Below are 16,260 nucleotides of genomic sequence, written 5' to 3'. Positions count from 1 at the left end.
GCGCCCGCCCGGCGTACCGGGCTTCGGGCCCTGCGCGGCTTAGTACGCGTCTTCGTCGTCCGGGTCCGGGCCGTCCTGCGAGGCCAGCTCGGCGGTGGCCTCCAGGTCGACCTCGCCGTTGCCGTGGTAGATGAACACGGTGCCGTCGGGTTCGGTCTCCGTGTACGACGGCAGGTCCACGTCGTCCTCGTCGCCGGTGCCGTAGGTGCGGCGCCCGCACGCGGGGCAGCGCCAGATGTCCTCGCCCTGGACGGTCAGCGGGAGGGTCGGGCCGGAGCACTCCGGGCAGGCGGGAGAGGAGACCAGGAGCGAGAGGCGCTGGTTGTAGTGGATCTCGCGGACCGACCAGCCAAGCTGCCGCAGCAGGTCGGCGTAGGCCGAGGCGAAGACGTGAACCTCGGCCTCCGCGTCGGCGAAGGTCAGCCCGCTGAGCACGCCCGGGAAGCGGGTGTGGTGGACCACCCGGGCCTGCGCGCGGCCCGGGGCACCCGGGCCGGAGCTGAATCCGGCGGTGGCGACCATGCCCGCCGGGTCGTGCTGGGCTTCGGGGTACCGGGTCAGGAGGACTGCGCGGACTGCGCCGGCCACCGCTTCGTCGAGGTCCAGAACGCTGGGCTCTGTCATCCCGTCTCCTCGGTCAACCGGTCCACGGCGGCGGCCAGCTCGCCGTTCGCGGCGGCTTCGTCCGCCTCGACCAGACGGCTCAGGGCGTCCACCACGGTCACCTTCGGGTCGATGCCCGAGGCGTCGCGGAGCGGCCCGTACAGAGCCTCGTGGCCGGTGACCCAGCCCTGGTGGTAGCGGCACAGGTCCCCGGATTCGTGGCAGGCCGGGCAGTCCTCCCAGTCCGGGCTGTAGGGCACGATCTCCATCGGCGCGGTGCCGCCGGGCGGCAGCTCCAGCGCGGCGTGCGCCCGGGCCAGGCCGAGGGCACGCATGGTCCAGTTCTCCGGCAGCGCCCGCAGCTGCATGGCGATCGCGGCGGCGACGGCCGGCTGGTACTCGGTGAGCTGCTGCCACAGCGTGTCCGCCGTGGCCACCGGATCGTACGCGGGGGTGGCCACGGCTACTCCCCCTGGGCCAGGTGGGCGCGGGGGCTGCCCGCGCACCGGGCGCCTGGCTGGCTGTCGTAGTCGGCCTCGCCGATGAGGGCAGCGGCCTTGCGCAGCAGCTGCTCCGCCTCGTTCAGCCTGCCGAGCGGTTCGTGGCGGTCGGCGGCGAGCAGGTCGGTCTGCATGTCGGCGAGCAGGTCGGCGAGGGATTCGTCCGGCGGGTTCGTTGGCCATGCCGTCCATCCAGTCGGCCAGGCGGTGGGCGGCGTCGTCGAAGGCTCGGGTGTCGGGCCGGCGCGGCTGCCTGCCCGTCGGCCGGGTCGCCCCGGCCGGGGCGGGCCGGGGCGTGCGCAGGGTGGTCATCGGAGGTGGTCCTCTCGGCTGGGCCGGTCGCCCGGGGCGGAGTGCCCCGGGCGCTGGAGGGGTGATCGGGCGTCAGGCCTGCTGCTCGGCGGCCCGGGCCGCCGCCTGCTGCCCCGGGGACGGAGCGGGGTGCCGTGGTGGTGCCGGCCTCTGTCGGCACCACCACGGGCTCGGCGGCGGGGTCGAGCTGCCGCCGCCTGCAGAGCCGGGACGGGCGTGGTGACCGACTGGCCCCTGCGGCTGGGAAAGCGCTGCGGGCGGGTGGTCTGGGCTGCGGCGGTTCCGGGCGGGTGGTCTGGGCTGCGGCGGTTCCGGGCGGGTGGTCTGGGCTGCGGCGGTTCCGGGCGGTGCGCGGAGCACAGCCTGTCCGGGGAAGGGGCAGCCTGGCGGCCGCTACGGGGTCCGGATGGGAGCGGTTGTGGTGGTGCCCGCATCGGCGGGCACCGCCACTTACTCCTGCGGCGTCCGCTGCCGCTGTCGTTGTGGGCCGGGTCGTCGGTATTCCACTGCTTCAGCCGTCCGGGTACGTTCTCGCCGCTGTAGCCGGGGCCGGTCCGGTCTGCCAGCTACAGGGCTCGGCACGCTCGGAGGCCGCGGCTTGGCGGCTTGCGGTTCGGCCGGTTCAGCGCCGGTGGGCTCGCAGGTGGCGGATCTGCGCACACGGCCCGGCCGTGGAGCAGCGCGACTCCCAGGTGACCACCGGGTTGTTCACCCCGTACTTTTCGTTGGCGACCGCCGTGACGGTCTCTACGATGCGGGGATCGATGGGGCGGCACCGCTGGTCGTGCTGGCGGATGTGCACGCGGGCGTTCCGTGCCGTCCAGCGACGGTCTTGCGGCTCGCGGTTGGCTTGAGCGCTCTCGTGATCACGCTCGGGTTCGTTGTGGCAGTGCTCACAGTGGAAGGCGACCATCGGGGTCTTCTCGCCGTCGGCGCCGGCCTTGAGGTACTCGTACACGGTGACCTTGCCGCCGAGCGGGTGGTCGAACTCGGTGACGATGCCCTCCCCGCCCGGGTTCCAGGTGTTGGCGGGCAGGTACTTGTCCCAGCCCTCCCCGTGCGGCCAGAAGGCGTACGTCACGCCCTGGGAGATGTCGAGCACGGCGGTGCCGTCGGTGTTGGCGGCACGGTACTCCTCGATCTGGTGGACCGAGCCGATGTAGGTGGCCGAGTGCTCCTCGCTTTCCAGGAACACCAGCCCGTACCCCTCGGGGCACCGGTGCTCGGGCAGGACGTACTCCTGCATCTCCTCGAACTGCGGGTGCGTCGGGGTGAGGATGCCGACGAACGGCATCCGGTATCGGTTTGCGCCGTTGACGTAGGTGGGGTTGGTCTCGCTGACGGTGTGCCCGTTCATGCAGAGCGTCCTTCCGGTCCATGGGCGAGGGATCCCGCTGCGGCCTGGTGGCCGCCTCCTGGTGGTAGTCGTACCCTCGCATTTCCGAACCTGACTTGTCAACCTAGCTTCGGAAGTCAGGTTGTGAACTTGGATTCGATATCGCCATACTGGGGGTATGAGCAGACAGAGCGAGCAGCCCGACTTCCCGGCGGTCGCCGCCGCCCGGAAGCAAGTCGAAAAGCTGGAAGGCGACCTCAAGGACGCCCGGGAGGCGCTGGTGGAGGCAGCCATTGCTGAGGTCATGGCCGAACCCGGCGCCTGGGGCCGGATCACGAAGGTTGCAACAACGGCCGGCTTCTCGGACACCTACCTCGGCCAGCGGCTCTCCGCCGAGCAACGCGAGTTGATCGCCAGCGCTCGGGCGGCCGCGAAAGCTGCCAAGAACCGCTGACCGTATGGGTTGGCGCGGTACGCCCGAGTGCTGGCCGGGCCCGGCCGACCGGAGGCGGTGTTCTGTCAGCTGCGGTCGGGATGCGCCGCGAGCACGATGCCGGGTGGCACCCACAGCCTCCACGATCACGGCTCTCCGGCTCCCGACCGGAGGTGTAGCGCAGCCAGGCCAAGGCCTCGCGCGCGTCCTCCGGGGCCAGACCCGCCAGACGGCGCAGTCGGTTGGCCGCCGCCACGCACTCGGCCTCCGTACGGGGATCGCCGCCGTCGCGCAGTGACGCCAGGTCCAGCGCCACCGCCTGCGGCAGGACGTAGGCCTGCTGCAGGGCCGCCAGGCGCCGCTCGACGTCACGCTGCGGGTCTCGTCCGCTGTCGGCGATCGCGGTCTGCCAGAGGTGGAAGGCGGCAGCCGACTGCCGGATGAGCAGCGCGATCGAGGGGAATTCGCCGTAGGCGTCCAGGACGGCGCGCTCCCCCGCGTCGAGTGGCCGGGCCGGGAGGGCGGTGGCCGGGTGGTAGACGACCTCCGTGCCGTCGGCGAGCTCGACGGCCAGGCCGAGCCGCGCCTCGGCCAGGAGGATCACGGTGTCCCTGGCCTGTTCGGCCGACGTGGTGAGCGTGATGGAGGCGGCGGTGACGGGCAGGTCCTGGTCGTCGGTCACGGAGGCTCCCTTGGGGTAGTGGCGGGGCTGGGCTTGTGGGTGGGCGGTTACGCCTCGGCCCCTACTCGCCGATGACCGTCCGCGACGGCCTGCGAGGGGGGCGCTTGGAGACTGTCGGCTCGTCGGTGTCGGGAGCCGGAGCGGCGGGTGCGTGGTCCTCCAGCGGCCAGCAGCCGGGCTCGGTCGCCGGGACGAGGGTGAGGTCGAACAGGGTCTTGCCGTCGGCCAGGCGCTGCACGTAGGCGAACAGCTCCGCGCCGGTCGTCACCACGGCTTCCTCGCCGCCGGCGGCGAGGACGAACCGCCCCTCCAACTGCTCGCCGGTGCGCGGGTCCACCAGCAGCTGGTTGGGCCGGTAGTGCAGGACGGCACCGAAGGGCAGGTCGTGCGTGGCCGTGCCGTCCGTCGCTCCGGTCCAGCCCCGCCTCTCCCACAGTGGGCCGCTGTTGCCCAGGATGTTCCAGGAATGCAACTGCGCCTCGTACGCCGCCGCTGACGCGGCCGCGGCCTCGACCTCCTGCATCGGCGTCAGCTGCGCCGGGGCGGCGGCGCCTTCGGCGGCGGGAGCCGGGGCCGGGGGCAGCGTCGCGAACTGGGGGCCGTGGCGGTCACGGATGCGCCAGCGCAGTCCCTCCAGGGCGGCGTCCAGGGTCTCCTGGAGGAGCACGGCCGTGCCGATCGCAGCGACGGCGGTGGCCGCGTTTCGCCCGTCGGCCGGCAGCCGGCCTCGCAGAGCGCGGTGGGCGGCGAGGCCGGCTGCCGTCGCACCGGCAGTGGTGACCAGGCTCTGGGCACTGCCGAGCGCGACGAGAAGGACGTCGAGGCGGTGCAGCTGCCAGCCGGTGCTGGGCGGCGGGCCCCGCTCCGGCGGCCGGCAGGAGCCGGAGGCGTGGTGGACGGTGCGGCCAGACGTCCTATGGGCCCTCATACGCGACGGCCGCACCTTCGAGATCACCGCCCCGCCCAGCCGTGCTCGGCTGACACGCTCACAGTGAGTCACCAGACGGGCTTGACAACCTCATTGGGAATTCTTTCCTGCGGGGTGACCCAGCTTCTGCAGGCCAACAGTCACGCTAACTACCGCTACCGCACCTGCGGCGACGGCCCCGATGATGGCGCTTCCTGCCTCTGGCGAGCCGGTGGTCCGGTCGGTGTTCGCCGGAGCGGACATCGCCGCCACCGCCCGCCTCGCCTGGCGGGACGGGCACCCGCGGCCCCGTTTCGAGGACGACGTGTTTGCACGAGCGCCGGATCACCACGCTCGCCGCCGTCACCCAGGACCACTGCGAGGCGTTCCTGCGCGAGCACGGCGTCGTCCGGGACAGGGATTCCGGCGCCGTCCTGCGGGACAAGGCCGGTGGCTCGCTGCGGTCGGTGGTGTCGGCCATGCAGGACATCACTGACTAGGGCGAGCTGCTGTCCGCGGACCGGCACCGTCCCGGGTTCCGGCCCTGGGGCAAGCGTTCACCCCGCGTCGTCACCGGGGCACCGTCCCGGCCTCACGTGGTGATCAAGACGGAGCCCCTGGACGACGAGATGCTGCGGCCGCTGCTGACGGCCTGCTTGCACCTGGTCGACGTGCTCGGTCCGCACATCGTGGATCTGTGGACCGAGCTGCAGGCCGAGCGCGAGGCCCGGCGGAAAGTCGAGTGGTCGCGGAATCTGCGGGACGCCGACAAGCTCGCCGCACTGGTTGACGCACATCTGCGGACCGGCCAGCCGCTGCCACGGCTTGAGGACTCACAGGTGACCAAGCGCCTGCGGTCCGGATGGAACCCGAAGGATCCGTTGCTGGATGCCAACTTCCAGCACCTGCTTCGGCCGACGGGACACCGTGACATCGGCAAGGCTCTCCTGATCCAGGCACGACCGCTGCTGGAGGAGGCGGTCGCCGAGGTCGGCACCGAGTACGTGTGGTGCCGCAAGCCCGCCGAGGTCCCTCGCGCGGACACCGGCGAGATGATCCCGTGGTCTCTGCCCCTGTCGAACAAAGGCGCCGATGCCCTGATCCGGGTCGCCGGCCACGCCTGCAAGGTCGCCACCTCCGCGCTGACCGGCATGCGGTCCAGCGAACTGATGGAACTCACGGTCGGCTGCCGCCGCACGGACGACGCCGACGGCACCGGCCTGGCCCGGCACCGGCTGGTCAGCAAGGTCGTCAAAGGCCGAACCGTCGAGGCATACCGGCAGTTCGAACAGGGACAACTGCCCGTCGGCCCTGGAGCCGACGCTCTACTGGCCGCCTTCCGCGCCGTCGAGGACGAGCTGACCGACCACGAGCCGGGCCCGGCGAAGGTGGTCACCGACCGGCAGATCGAGTTGCTGCTGAAGAAGAAGGCGTCGGTGCTGCACCTGTCCGCGGCGAACTACTGCTGGTTCGAAGACCCCGCGAAGGCGCTGTGTCTCAAGCTCGCAGGCGCCAAATCCACAGCGGCTCCACTGGCCGGGCTGTGTGACAGCTCCCGCTGCCCGCAAGCAACCCACCACCTCGTCCACCGCTCCGTCTGGCACGCCGCGGCCAACAACGGCGCCGTCCTACTGGCCAGCCCCCGCATCCCGGCCGGGGAGAAGGAACGGATGCGGGCCGAGCACGAGCGGTCCATGCGGGTCCTCCAGGAGATCGACAAAGCAGCCGGAAAGGCCGGATGACATGGCACTCAGCCACCAGCAGCGCGACCAGCTCGAACGACGCATCCGCGCGGCCATCGACCGGCTGCTGGCCGGGCAGATCCCGCCCGGCGGCGCATGCGACATCAAGACGCTCGCCCGCGAGGCGGGCATCTCCCGCGCCGCTCTCTACCGGACCTGGGGCCACCTCAAGGACGAGTTCGAGAAGCGGCGGGCGGCCGCCCAGGCTGCCGGCCAGCAGCCCGACCCGCGCGAGGCCCGCATCGCCCAGTTGCGCGATCTGAACCAGCGGCTCACCGGCAAACTCGCCCGCACCCACACGGAGTTCAACCAGCTCAAGGAACGCCACCGAATGCTGCTGTCCGCCCTCGCGGCCAAGGACGACGAGCTCCAGCGCCTCCGCCGCGAGCGAAGTACGTTCAGCCGCGAACTCGCCACCCTGGCAACCGACATGGAGCAAGGGGACGATGCCGGGAGCGTCATCCCCCTGCCCCGCCGCTGAGCGCCTATGTCCTTCAGGGCGTGGTGGCCTAGCGAGTGGCATTCGAAGCACCCGGGGTGTTGATCAAGCGCATGCGGATGCGGGGCGGCGGGTGAGCATGGGCGAGCGGAGCTTGGGTAGTCATCCACGACCCCATCGGTAGTCACGATGCCGATGTGCCGTCAATTCTGTTGAGTGACAACGGGAGACACGCCTCATGGCCAGGTGGACTTGGGTGGAGATCTACCCTCCTTGGGGCAGGCTCGATGCGAGCGTGTTCACGCAACGCCATCCCATACCTTCACTCCCTTATGGGAGGTCGTTCACGACCTTCGAGACCGCCAGCGAGGCCATCATCGACCTGCGGGACTGGCTGTTGGACGTTGGTGGCCGGGTGCACTATCAAACGGACAGCCTGCCGCAGGTCCCACTAGGTGAGTTCGTCATTTGGTTCGATGATCACCGGGCCTGGATGGTTTTCACGGTGCCGGAGGGGGCGTCCCCGGTTCAGAGTGCTGCTCTAGTGCTGCACCGCGTTAGATCGTTGAGGGTGCGTTTGTCCAGGCAGTGGGGTCGTTGAGGTAGAGGCCGCACGCGCAGTCGAGGGCTTCTTCCGGTGATCCGGCAGGGTAGCCGCTGGGCAGGACGTTGTCCTGGTAGCCGTCGCGGCTGGCGAGGTAGATGGCGAAGCCCCAGGTGTGCAGGACCCCGCCGAAGCGCAGACGGCACAGCGGCAGGGCCTGACCGCCGGGCAACGTCCCCGTGACGTAGGCGAATCCGGCGCGAAAGCGCACGTCGACACCGGCCAGCTGCGGCCAGCGCGAGCGAGCGTGCTCAGTCAGGCGCTGGCGCAAGTGGTGCTGCATCGACTCCGGCGGATTCTTCGGCATGGCGCCCATCGTGCCTGCTCCTGCCGATGTTCGCCATGATCCACTCCTGTCGGTGGGAACTGGGGCGGAGGGCGGTCGGGGTGGCACGGACGCACGCAGTGCAGGTGGTACTGGAGGAGGTGGTGCGCGCGAAGCTGGAGCGCACCGCTTCCTCCGCCGGGGCCCAGGTCCGGGAGGCACTGCGGGCCAGGATCGTGCTGGCGGCGGCCGGGGGCGACTCCAACGCGGCGATCGCCCGGGCCCAGCGCGTGAGCGTGAACACGGTCCGCAAGTGGCGCCGACGGTTCGCGGCCACCGGCCTGGCCGGGCTGCTGGACGCACCGCGCCCCGGGCGGCCACGCGTCCACGGGCCCGAGGTCCGCGTCGCCGTCGTGGCCACCGCGACCAGCGCCCCGCCGCACCCGGAGTCGACGTGGTCGCACCGGGCGATCGCCGCACACCTGGCAGCGCAGGCGATCTCCGCCTCCCAAGTCGGCAGAATCCTCGCCGACCTGGACCTCAAGCCCCACCGGGTGCGCGGCTGGCTCACCCGCCGCGACACCCCCGACTTCTGGGTCCGGGCCGAGGACGTCTGCCGCCTCTACCTCTCCCCGCCACCGGGAACGGTCGTGCTGTCCATCGACGAGAAGACGGCCATCGCCGCCCGCTCCCGCCGCCACCCCGGAAGGGCACCCGCACCCGGCCGACCCGCTCTGCAGGAGTTCGAGTACCGCCGGCACGGCACGGTCTCCATCGCTGCCGCCCTCAACGTGCTCACCGGAGAGGTCCTCACCCAGCCGATCACGCGCAACGACTCCGCGACCTTCGTCCGCTTCCTGAAAATGCTCGACCGGACCATCGATCCCCGCCGGGAGATCCACGTCGTCCTGGACAACGGATCGGCGCACACGGCCAAGAACACCAGAGCGTGGCTGGCCGCCCACCCACGCTGGCGCGTCCACTGGACCCCGCCCCACGCCTCGTGGCTCAACCAGGTCGAGCTGTACTTCTCCGCCCTGGCCCGCCGCGTCCTACGGCACGGCGACTTCCCGAGCCGCGAGGACCTCATCGACAAGATCGACACGTTCGCGATCCGGCACAACACGACCGCCAAGCCCTACCGCTGGACCTACGACGGCACACCGCTCAAGGCCGCATGACCCTCAACGAATCAACGCGGTGCAGCACTAGCGACCTGGCAGCTCTGGCAGCACCGGGCACGGGAGGTCTGGATGAAGGACTCGGTTAGCCGTAAGAAGCGGCACAACGGCAGGATGGGACTCTGGCAGCCGAAGTGAGCAAGAGAGGCCCGGCCGAAGGTGGCCGGGCCTCTCTCATGCTCACGGGCCGGACTGTGAGGCGACGACGGTGTCCGTGCCGTCTTCCACTCCGGGGTCGTCCGTGCGGACCGCTGGTCAGGGACTGCATTCCAAGGGAGGCAGCATGGAAAAGTGGACCTGGGTTCAGGTTTCGAGCCCCTGGGAGGCCGGGGAGCGTGGGTCAAGGGACTTCTCGCAAGTTTTCATTGACGGCTCCTACGGTGCCGAGCACTTCAGAACGTTCGACACCGCCAGCCAGGCGAGCTCCGATCTGCGCACCTTTTTGCTAGGCGAGGGCGACGGCCAGTGGCCAGGCTTTGCGGCTTGCGCGGCGCTCTTGACCAGCGATGTCACGGGCGGTGAGTTCATGCTGTGGGGCATGGAGCCACCCCGGGCATGGCTGGTATTCCGAGTGCCCGACGGTGCACACCCAGCCGTGGTCGGGGCGGCTATGCACAAGCGATGGAAGGCGCAAGCTCGTGACGAATTCATGAAGTCGTCATTCGTCTACCGAAGGGGAGAGCTCCAGGGCTATCGCCCTGGTGTTTGGACTCCCGCCAGGCGTCGCCCTTCTCCGCCAACAACTCCCGGCAGGCGTAGTGCTTCTCCGCCAACAAGCGGAGGATGCGCGACCACCCTCGTGCTGATCATCTGCGCAATCGTGTTCCTGCTCTCTTGAGAACCTTGCTCTCAAGCCCTCGGGCCGACGGGCTCGGTAGCCTGGGTATCAGGTGGGCCCCAGGGCAAGTTGGTGGCCACCAACTTGAGAACGATCAAGGCCGAGTCGGTCCGCCGACCGAGTTCGCCGGCCTCCGGGTGAGAGGTCTCCCTGGAGACCGCCCCGTACTTCGCACCCACCCCGACACTCCGGTCGTCGAACGGTCGCAGTGACCGTTCGACGAGCACTTCCACGAATCCCTCATTCCGGACATTCGCGGGTTGACCTGTGGCTTCGGGGATTGGAAATAGGTAGTCATTTAGCGGAAATCACAAGCGGGTGATCAGGAGCGCGGAGACAAGCAGAGCCAAGGCGTGCAGAGCTTGATCAGCCAAGTACATCCCATTGAGCCCGGCCGTCCGCAGGTTGGCGAAGTCCGGCGAGCCGGTGTGCTGCAGCAGCCATCGCACCGGCCAACGCCGGTCCAGCACAGCATGGCTGGCCGCCGACCATGCAAAGCCGGCGGCCAGCCCGGTCACGGACAGCGGGAGCGGGATGAACAGCCATACCAGGGCGAGAAGCGCGGCCATGACGAGGTGGTACTGGCCAACATGGGCCAGGCAGGCCATCCAACCCCGGCGCGGACTCACCCCGGCGGACACATCATCGGCGCTCGGCGCACCCTTGTTCGCGGCCTGGTGATCGCTCTGGCCGAGTACGTGGTCCGCGACGTTGTGACCAACGGCCAGCACAGCCCAGACGGAACCGAACGTCGCCAAGGTGGCGAGCTGATCGATCGACGTCGTCATGCCGTCACTCCCGAGAGTGCATTCCGAGGCGCAATGTCGACGCCCGCCAACCGAGACACCCGAACGGAATCTCGGGCGGACCGCGCTCGGCGAATGCCCCTCGAAAGCGAGACGCCGAGGAAGGTGGACACGGCCTTTGCCGCGTTAACCCACAGGTCGAACAGCGGGTGCAGCTCTCCGAAGAGCGCGAGCAGCGAGCCGAGCAGGGCGAGCCGCTCCACGCGTCGGGTGTGGCGCAGACGTCGGGTCATGGTTTCCTCGAGGTGGTCCGGTGGGTGCGGTCGGCAGCAGCCGTGCGCGTCATGGTGTCGGGAACTGCGGCGACTGGCTGCCCACCGCTGGGCAGCCGGCGTGTGGCATGGGTCACTTGACGGTCTGTCCGAACCACCGTCGGCGGCGCTCCGGCGAGGCGGCGCGCACCAGGACGACCGGCACCCAGCCGTCCCACGCCTCCACCCCGCCGATCCGGGTGCGCAGCAGGGCCACGGCCTCGGGGCTCATCCCGGCGAGGTCGCCCAGGCGCTGGTCGCGGTCTTCGGTGCCGTCGGCCGGGTCGTCCCAGCCGTCGATCGTCAGGAGCAGGCCCGCGACCGCGCGGCGCCGTTGCGGGGTGCTGTTGTGGGTGGCGAGGCCGGCCAGGCGGCGGAGTTCAGCGCGGGCCTGCTCGCGCTGGAGGGTGCGGCGCTGGGTGAGGTAGGTCGGCAGGCCGACCAGCCGCACGCCCGCGTTGGCGGCGGTGCGCTCCTCGTCGGGCTGCAGGAGGTTGGCCAGGTCCTCGTCCGTCCAGCCGGGCTGCATGCGGGCCTCGACGCCGGGGTGGTCGGCGTACCAATCGGTCGCGTCCACGACCCGCAGCCCCTCGGCGGCGTCCCGCCGGAACTCGTGCAGGCCGATCCGGGCGCTGGTGACCAGCAGCGTGAACGGGCGGCCCACGGACTCCGGGAGCAGCAGGTCGTGCCCGTAGCTGCCGTACAGCCTACTGGTGACTTCGCGGGCGGCGGCGTCCAGCTCGGCGTCGCCTGCCAGCGCGAGCTCGCCGGGGGCAAGGTGGGGGTTGAGCTGGTGCAGCTGGCTCCACGTGATGTAGCGCTTCTCGGTGCTGGCCCGCTCGTCCAGCGCCCGCTGCAGGTTGTCCTTGGCCGGCTGGCCGTCGGGGAGGTAGTAGCGGATGCCCTTGACCAGGGTGGCGATGAGGCGTGCGTAGGAGGCGGCGGTCGGCGTCCAGTCCAGGCACCCGGGCCGGCCGGGGACCGGCGCGTAGGCGTCGAGCATCGTCGGGATCAGCCGCGCCAGCAGGGTGAGCATGGTGTTCACCTCGACGGCGTTGGCGTAGCCGGAGACGAGCCAGTCGTAGCGGGTGATCAGCTCGGGCTCGCGGTCCGGGCACTGGCTGCCCGCCGAGACCGAGACCCCGGACAGGGCCTCCTTGCGGAAGTCCTCGGGCTCCTTGGGGCCCCAGCTGCTGCGGTAGCGGCTGTCGTAGCTCTCGTTCCAATCGGCGGTCAGTTCGCCCGACGCGGGGGTGAAGGAGACCTTGATGTACTCGTGGGTCTTGCGCCCGCGGCCGTACGCCTCATTGTCCTCGGGCGGGCCGATCCAGGTGCCCGGGTCGACGGGGCGCACAGAAACGCGGCTGTCGGCGACGCCGGGTCCGTTGGTGCTGCGGGTGGTGACGGTGGTGGTCATGGGCTTGCTCTCCTTGCTGGTCGGCGCTGCGGACAGGTGCTGTCCGTCCCGCAGCGGCTCAGGTCCAGGTGTGGCAACGGTCCGGGCAGGTGGCCAAGGCAGCGAGCTGCAGGGCCTCGGCGGCCTGGCCGGTGAGGTAGACCGCCCAGTCCAGGGCCTCCAGTAGCTCGCGGTTGTCGGGGTGGTCGCTGGTGTCGCCGCTTCGGGCCGTCCGGGCCAGGCGGCTGACGCGCTCCAGGACCAGAGCCTGGTCCAAGTGCACTTCGGTGAGGGGACGTTGAAGGTCCTGCGCCTCGGGCCGCCGGGGCGGGCTGGTCACCGGGCAATCCGGCTGCCGACGGCTGCTGCGCATCTGCTCGTTGAGGCGCAGCGTCAGGTCGACGGCGGTGAGGGCCTTCGCCCGGCGGCTGCGGCGTCTGAACACGGTGCTCTCGCTCTCCGGGTCGGTCGGGCTGGGCAGGAATCTGCCTCGAACCTGGGGTCGGTGTCGGGTGGGCACCGCCGGTCCACCGGCGGCGGCGGTCCGGCGGTGCCCACCCGGGGTTGATACGTGGACAGATCTTCGCGGCGGCCGTGCTCCGGTGTCTCAGGAATCGGTGGTCCGCCCCACCGGCGTGTGGGACGTAGCGGGTTTTCTCGACGGTCCGCTTCCCCTCGAAGGGATCGGCGCGCGCCGGGACAGGTGGCTGATGTCGGCCGCCCCGGCGGTGCGGCGGGCAGGCAGGGCCGGTGGCCAGGCGCGGTTCAGATCCCGTACAGCAGGACTCCGGCGGCAGCGAGGACGAAGCCGAGCAGGGCCGTCAGGTCGCCGCCGATGGTGAAGCAGGCGATGCCGACGACGACGGCGCCGCCCAGCACCCGCCGGGGCAGGTGAGGCGAACTGGTATGCCCTTCGCGTGCCTCGGGCAGCCACGGAAGGGCGGCGGCACGCAGCGCCCGAATCGGGCTGGAGCGGCGGGTGACCGGCAGCATCAGCAGGATGAGGAGGCAGGCGAGGAAGAGCAGGAGGAGTACCCGCAGGACGGGGTGGTCGATGACCGGCATGGACGCCTCGATCAGGGTCGGGGTGCCGCCCGGCCGGGCGGCACGGTAAGCGGTGAAGGAAGTCGGGGCGGCCCGGGGCAGTTCCTGCCGCTCGCGCGGGCAGGACCGCCCGGGGCCGCCTGGGCTCGGACATTGGAGGACTTCGCTACGGCGCCCCCGGCCCATCCCGGCCCGGACGGGCACCGGCTCCCGGGGACTGCGGCATAGCCGGACTGCCACCGGCGTCGTCGTCACCGTCGTGCCCACGCCGGGCCCGCAGGAGGTGGAGCTCCTCCTCCACCTCCAGGAGCCGCAGCAGCAGGAACGGGGCCCTCTGCCCCAACACCCCGAGCTGGTCGTCGCAGTGAATGTCGTCCCGCTCGTGGTCGTGGTCGCGCATCTGCTGAACCGCCGCGGCGATCCCGGTGACGACCGCAGCGCTGGCCGGTTCCACGCCTTTCAGTTCCTCCAGCAGCGCGCGGCGCAGCTCCGCCGGGATGAGCGAGACCGAAGGCGCGTTCACGCCGGGCCGCCGAGCGCCAGGACCTCGTCCGGGGAGTACGGGAGACCCGCCAGCGCGGTCGTCCATCCGCCGGCCGCCAGGGTGAACCGGACGGCGTTGTCGTCGACGTACGCGACCGCGCCGGGCTTCACGTTGGTCACCAGGATCTCGGGACCGTGCCAGTAGGCGTGCCGCTGCGCACACACGACCGTCGGCAGCGCGGTGTGCTTCTCCACCCACCGCGCGACGTCGTCGTGCAGGTCGTGGTGACGGGCAGTGACGATCGCCAGCGACCATCCGCCCGCGGACCGGCGCTGCAACTCCTGGACGGCGCCGGGGATCGGCGGGCCGTAGACCTCGCCGCCGCGCCATCCGTCGTTCTGGTCGTGGACGACCCCGTCGAAGTCGATCACGAGGGTTCGGCGGGACGGGGAGCCGGCGAGGGCGAGGGTCCTCGCCCGCTCGAGCAGCCAAGTGGACACGCTGATTCCAATCTGAGGTAACGCCCAGTCCGACCTGCCCCGTTCGCCCGGGCAGACTCCGGGAGGGGCGCGGCAGCGGGTGCTGCTGCGCCCCTCCCGGGGCTGGTAGGGCGGTGGTAGGTCGTCGGTAGGGCTGGTAGGGCATCCGGTATTTGTGCAGGTCAGAGTGCTGGTAGGGCGCTGCGGTAGGGGGCGGTTGTGGCTATGTGGAGATGGGGGAGCGGCGGGCCGCGTCCGGCTCGGGCAGGGCTGGCTGGACGGCTGTTCGCGGGCCTGCCGGCGGGGGTCATCCGGCCCTCTGGCGGGGGGTGTGGGCGGGGGTGGGTTGCCGGTCTTCCCGGCGCCCCTGAGCAGGGCTCGCGGAGGGGGTCGAGGGGGCTGGTTCGGGGTCCTCCCGGGGGGTCAGATCGGGGACCGGACAGGGGGGCAGTCGGGGCTCTCGGCCGAGGGCCTGGGTAAGTTCCTTGAAGTCGACCCCGATCCGGTTCAGCTTCTTGCCCGCTACGGTCAGTGGCAGGGGGTCCCGGAGGGGGATGCCGATCCGGCGGAGGTAGGACGCCAGGGCGCTGGTGTTCCAGGCCGGGTCGGAGATCAGGTTCTGCGTCTTCAGGTCGGCCAGCATGTCCTCGATGTGGACGCCCTGCTTGATGCCCCGGACACCCTCGGCGTACCGGGCGGCGACCTTGTGCTCGACGTACAGTCGGAACGTGGCCTCGACCTCCTCGGCGGAGAGGACCCGCTGCCCCCCTGCCTCCTGCTCCGCCGACAGGCCGTCCTCCTCGTCGTCCCAGTCCGCGTCCTCGTCGTTGGCCTGCTCCTGCTTCGGCTTGGCGGCCTTCGGCTCGGCGACCGGCGCGTACGTCCAGGCGGCGACGGCCCACGGCACCAGCACCAGCGGCATCCAGACCGCCGGGTTGTCCGGCATGTAGTAGACGACCAGGGACACACCGAGGCCCAGCCCCATCAAGCGCAGCAGCGGCGCCGGAATCTCCTTGCCCTCGATCCCCTGGGGCTGCTCCTGCGGAGCCTTGTCCTCGACGGGGACCGGCTTCGCCGCCCGCCGCTTGCCCGCACCCGCTTTCGGCCTGGGCGTCGGCTTGCCGGGCACCGCCTTCCCCTTGGCCTTGGCCGTCGCGCGCTGCGCAGCCCGCTGCGCCGTGGCCTTCGCCTCGCGCCTGCGGGCGATCCCGGGCGCGAACAGCTCCATGCCGTTGCCGGACCAGACCCAGATGACGGTGTTCTTGACGATGACGTAGGTCCCGGTGACCAGCGACAGCGTCCCCCGGACGCCGATGACGTAGGGCAGTGCTGCTCGGAATACCTCGGACAGCACCCGTGCGACCCGCTCGGGGACGTCCTCCCCCGCCCTCTCGTCGTCATCCTCGACCTCGGCCTCAACACCGTCGTCAAGGTCGGCCGGGACAGGCGCCGGAGGGTGCTCCGTGGCCACCGCGGTGTCGATGGCCATCAGTGCCCCAGGTGGGGCAGGTGGTCGGCGAGGTAGGTGATGGCCATCGTCCCGATTGACCACCAGCCGTCAGCGGCCTTGTAGAGGACGCCGGCGGTGAAGCCCAGGATCGAGGCCCGCCACTTGCCGTGGGTGCGCAGCCAGAGGACGCCGGTGATGGCGAGCGCCACGCAGCCCGATCCCCAGGACACGGCGAGCGGCGCGGTCATGCTGTTGATGGCGTCGCTGGGGCCCGCCCAGCCGGCAGTGCCGTAGAGGGTGGCGTTGACGTAGCCAGCGATCGCGAGGTGCTCCCACTTGAGCTTTCCGGCGATCCGCGGGTTGGCGCCGTTCTTCAGGATCGCGATCTGCACGACGGTCCCGACACCGGCCAGACCGGCGGTGGTGATGGCGCCGAGGCCGGAGCCGTGCATGGAGGTGGCGGGCACGGCGGCGAGCTGTACGGCGGCGTTGACGAGGTCGGACATGG

At 71.0% G+C, this 16,260-nt stretch carries 20 protein-coding genes; 4 read left to right on the top strand and 16 right to left on the bottom strand.

Annotated elements, in window-relative coordinates:
• Positions 1-39: 39 nt before the first annotated feature.
• The 6 genes from P3T39_RS31570 to P3T39_RS31545 form a co-directional block, all read right to left on the bottom strand.
• Positions 40-624 (bottom strand): zf-TFIIB domain-containing protein, encoded by a 585-nt coding sequence (locus tag P3T39_RS31570; RefSeq protein ID WP_280702656.1) that lies wholly within the window; start codon positions 622-624, stop codon positions 40-42.
• Positions 621-1,064, bottom strand: coding sequence for a hypothetical protein (locus P3T39_RS31565; protein ID WP_280702655.1), 444 nt, complete (start codon positions 1,062-1,064; stop codon positions 621-623). The genes P3T39_RS31570 and P3T39_RS31565 overlap by 4 nt, the downstream gene beginning before the upstream one ends.
• 2 nt (positions 1,065-1,066) lie before the next feature.
• Complete coding sequence (locus P3T39_RS31560) at positions 1,067-1,237, bottom strand: hypothetical protein (protein ID WP_280702654.1); 171 nt, start codon at positions 1,235-1,237, stop codon at positions 1,067-1,069.
• Positions 1,238-2,037: 800 nt separating this feature from the next.
• Positions 2,038-2,772, bottom strand: coding sequence for a hypothetical protein (locus P3T39_RS31555; RefSeq protein WP_280702653.1), 735 nt, complete (start codon positions 2,770-2,772; stop codon positions 2,038-2,040).
• A 311-nt stretch (positions 2,773-3,083) separates the two neighbouring features.
• Positions 3,084-3,866, bottom strand: coding sequence for a hypothetical protein (locus P3T39_RS31550; protein WP_280702652.1), 783 nt, complete (start codon positions 3,864-3,866; stop codon positions 3,084-3,086).
• Between the two features lie 61 nt (positions 3,867-3,927).
• Positions 3,928-4,794: a hypothetical protein gene (locus P3T39_RS31545; protein ID WP_280702651.1), complete on the bottom strand. Its 867-nt coding sequence runs from the start codon at positions 4,792-4,794 to the stop codon at positions 3,928-3,930.
• Positions 4,795-5,102: 308 nt separating this feature from the next.
• Here P3T39_RS31545 and P3T39_RS31540 point away from each other — a divergent pair, with 308 nt between their 5' ends.
• The 3 genes from P3T39_RS31540 to P3T39_RS31530 all read left to right on the top strand — a co-directional run bounded on the left by P3T39_RS31540 (position 5,103) and on the right by P3T39_RS31530 (position 6,996).
• Positions 5,103-5,273, top strand: coding sequence for a hypothetical protein (locus tag P3T39_RS31540; protein ID WP_280702650.1), 171 nt, complete (start codon positions 5,103-5,105; stop codon positions 5,271-5,273).
• A 99-nt stretch (positions 5,274-5,372) separates the two neighbouring features.
• A complete protein-coding gene (locus P3T39_RS31535; RefSeq protein WP_280702649.1) occupies positions 5,373-6,515 on the top strand; it encodes a hypothetical protein in 1,143 nt (380 codons plus the stop codon).
• Position 6,516: 1 nt separating this feature from the next.
• Positions 6,517-6,996, top strand: a complete 480-nt coding sequence (locus tag P3T39_RS31530) for a hypothetical protein (RefSeq protein ID WP_280702648.1) — start codon at positions 6,517-6,519, stop codon at positions 6,994-6,996.
• 515 nt (positions 6,997-7,511) lie between these two features.
• Here the strand turns inward: P3T39_RS31530 and P3T39_RS31525 are convergent.
• Positions 7,512-7,865, bottom strand: coding sequence for a hypothetical protein (locus tag P3T39_RS31525; RefSeq protein ID WP_280702647.1), 354 nt, complete (start codon positions 7,863-7,865; stop codon positions 7,512-7,514).
• Between the two features lie 80 nt (positions 7,866-7,945).
• Between P3T39_RS31525 and P3T39_RS31520 the strand changes: the two genes are divergently transcribed.
• Positions 7,946-9,004: an IS630 family transposase gene (locus tag P3T39_RS31520; protein WP_280702646.1), complete on the top strand. Its 1,059-nt coding sequence runs from the start codon at positions 7,946-7,948 to the stop codon at positions 9,002-9,004.
• A 1,146-nt stretch (positions 9,005-10,150) separates the two neighbouring features.
• Here the strand turns inward: P3T39_RS31520 and P3T39_RS31515 are convergent.
• From P3T39_RS31515 to P3T39_RS31475, 9 genes are all read right to left on the bottom strand, one after another.
• The gene (locus P3T39_RS31515) at positions 10,151-10,630 is read right to left on the bottom strand and encodes a hypothetical protein (protein WP_280702644.1); all 480 of its coding nucleotides are present in this window, start codon (positions 10,628-10,630) and stop codon (positions 10,151-10,153) included.
• On the bottom strand, positions 10,627-10,881 hold the full coding sequence (locus P3T39_RS31510; RefSeq protein WP_280702643.1) for a hypothetical protein: 255 nt from the start codon (positions 10,879-10,881) through the stop codon (positions 10,627-10,629). The genes P3T39_RS31515 and P3T39_RS31510 overlap by 4 nt, the downstream gene beginning before the upstream one ends.
• 112 nt (positions 10,882-10,993) lie before the next feature.
• On the bottom strand, positions 10,994-12,316 hold the full coding sequence (locus P3T39_RS31505) for a hypothetical protein (RefSeq protein ID WP_280702641.1): 1,323 nt from the start codon (positions 12,314-12,316) through the stop codon (positions 10,994-10,996).
• A gap of 58 nt (positions 12,317-12,374) precedes the next feature.
• Complete coding sequence (locus P3T39_RS31500; protein ID WP_280702640.1) at positions 12,375-12,740, bottom strand: hypothetical protein; 366 nt, start codon at positions 12,738-12,740, stop codon at positions 12,375-12,377.
• A gap of 320 nt (positions 12,741-13,060) precedes the next feature.
• Positions 13,061-13,360, bottom strand: a complete 300-nt coding sequence (locus P3T39_RS31495) for a hypothetical protein (RefSeq protein WP_280702639.1) — start codon at positions 13,358-13,360, stop codon at positions 13,061-13,063.
• 145 nt (positions 13,361-13,505) lie between these two features.
• The gene (locus P3T39_RS31490) at positions 13,506-13,862 is read right to left on the bottom strand and encodes a hypothetical protein (protein ID WP_280702638.1); all 357 of its coding nucleotides are present in this window, start codon (positions 13,860-13,862) and stop codon (positions 13,506-13,508) included.
• Entirely contained in the window at positions 13,859-14,323 is a 465-nt protein-coding gene (locus tag P3T39_RS31485) for a hypothetical protein (RefSeq protein ID WP_280702637.1), read from the bottom strand. The genes P3T39_RS31490 and P3T39_RS31485 overlap by 4 nt, the downstream gene beginning before the upstream one ends.
• Positions 14,324-14,609: 286 nt before the next feature.
• The gene (locus P3T39_RS31480; protein WP_280702636.1) at positions 14,610-15,791 is read right to left on the bottom strand and encodes a hypothetical protein; all 1,182 of its coding nucleotides are present in this window, start codon (positions 15,789-15,791) and stop codon (positions 14,610-14,612) included.
• The gene (locus tag P3T39_RS31475) at positions 15,791-16,258 is read right to left on the bottom strand and encodes a hypothetical protein (protein WP_280702635.1); all 468 of its coding nucleotides are present in this window, start codon (positions 16,256-16,258) and stop codon (positions 15,791-15,793) included. The genes P3T39_RS31480 and P3T39_RS31475 overlap by 1 nt, the downstream gene beginning before the upstream one ends.
• Between the last annotated feature and the right edge of the window lie 2 nt (positions 16,259-16,260).

This window comes from Kitasatospora sp. GP82 (assembly GCF_029892105.1).
GTDB lineage: Bacteria > Actinomycetota > Actinomycetes > Streptomycetales > Streptomycetaceae > Kitasatospora.
Note: the sequence above shows the minus strand (reverse complement) of the source record. Positions and strands in the feature narration are given on the sequence as shown.

Excerpts from the sequence above, each read along its gene's own strand:
- P3T39_RS31570 (WP_280702656.1), bottom strand. The coding sequence starts at position 624 with ATGACAGAGCCCAGCGTTCTGGACCTCGACGAAGCGGTGGCCGGCGCA.
- P3T39_RS31560 (WP_280702654.1), bottom strand. The coding sequence starts at position 1,237 with ATGCAGACCGACCTGCTCGCCGCCGACCGCCACGAACCGCTCGGCAGG.
- P3T39_RS31555 (WP_280702653.1), bottom strand. The coding sequence starts at position 2,772 with ATGAACGGGCACACCGTCAGCGAGACCAACCCCACCTACGTCAACGGC.
- P3T39_RS31545 (WP_280702651.1), bottom strand. The coding sequence starts at position 4,794 with ATGAGGGCCCATAGGACGTCTGGCCGCACCGTCCACCACGCCTCCGGC.
- P3T39_RS31530 (WP_280702648.1), top strand. The coding sequence starts at position 6,517 with ATGGCACTCAGCCACCAGCAGCGCGACCAGCTCGAACGACGCATCCGC.
- P3T39_RS31525 (WP_280702647.1), bottom strand. The coding sequence starts at position 7,865 with ATGCCGAAGAATCCGCCGGAGTCGATGCAGCACCACTTGCGCCAGCGC.
- P3T39_RS31515 (WP_280702644.1), bottom strand. The coding sequence starts at position 10,630 with ATGACGACGTCGATCGATCAGCTCGCCACCTTGGCGACGTTCGGTTCC.
- P3T39_RS31510 (WP_280702643.1), bottom strand. The coding sequence starts at position 10,881 with ATGACCCGACGTCTGCGCCACACCCGACGCGTGGAGCGGCTCGCCCTG.
- P3T39_RS31505 (WP_280702641.1), bottom strand. The coding sequence starts at position 12,316 with ATGACCACCACCGTCACCACCCGCAGCACCAACGGACCCGGCGTCGCC.
- P3T39_RS31495 (WP_280702639.1), bottom strand. The coding sequence starts at position 13,360 with ATGCCGGTCATCGACCACCCCGTCCTGCGGGTACTCCTCCTGCTCTTC.
- P3T39_RS31480 (WP_280702636.1), bottom strand. The coding sequence starts at position 15,791 with ATGGCCATCGACACCGCGGTGGCCACGGAGCACCCTCCGGCGCCTGTC.
- P3T39_RS31475 (WP_280702635.1), bottom strand. The coding sequence starts at position 16,258 with ATGTCCGACCTCGTCAACGCCGCCGTACAGCTCGCCGCCGTGCCCGCC.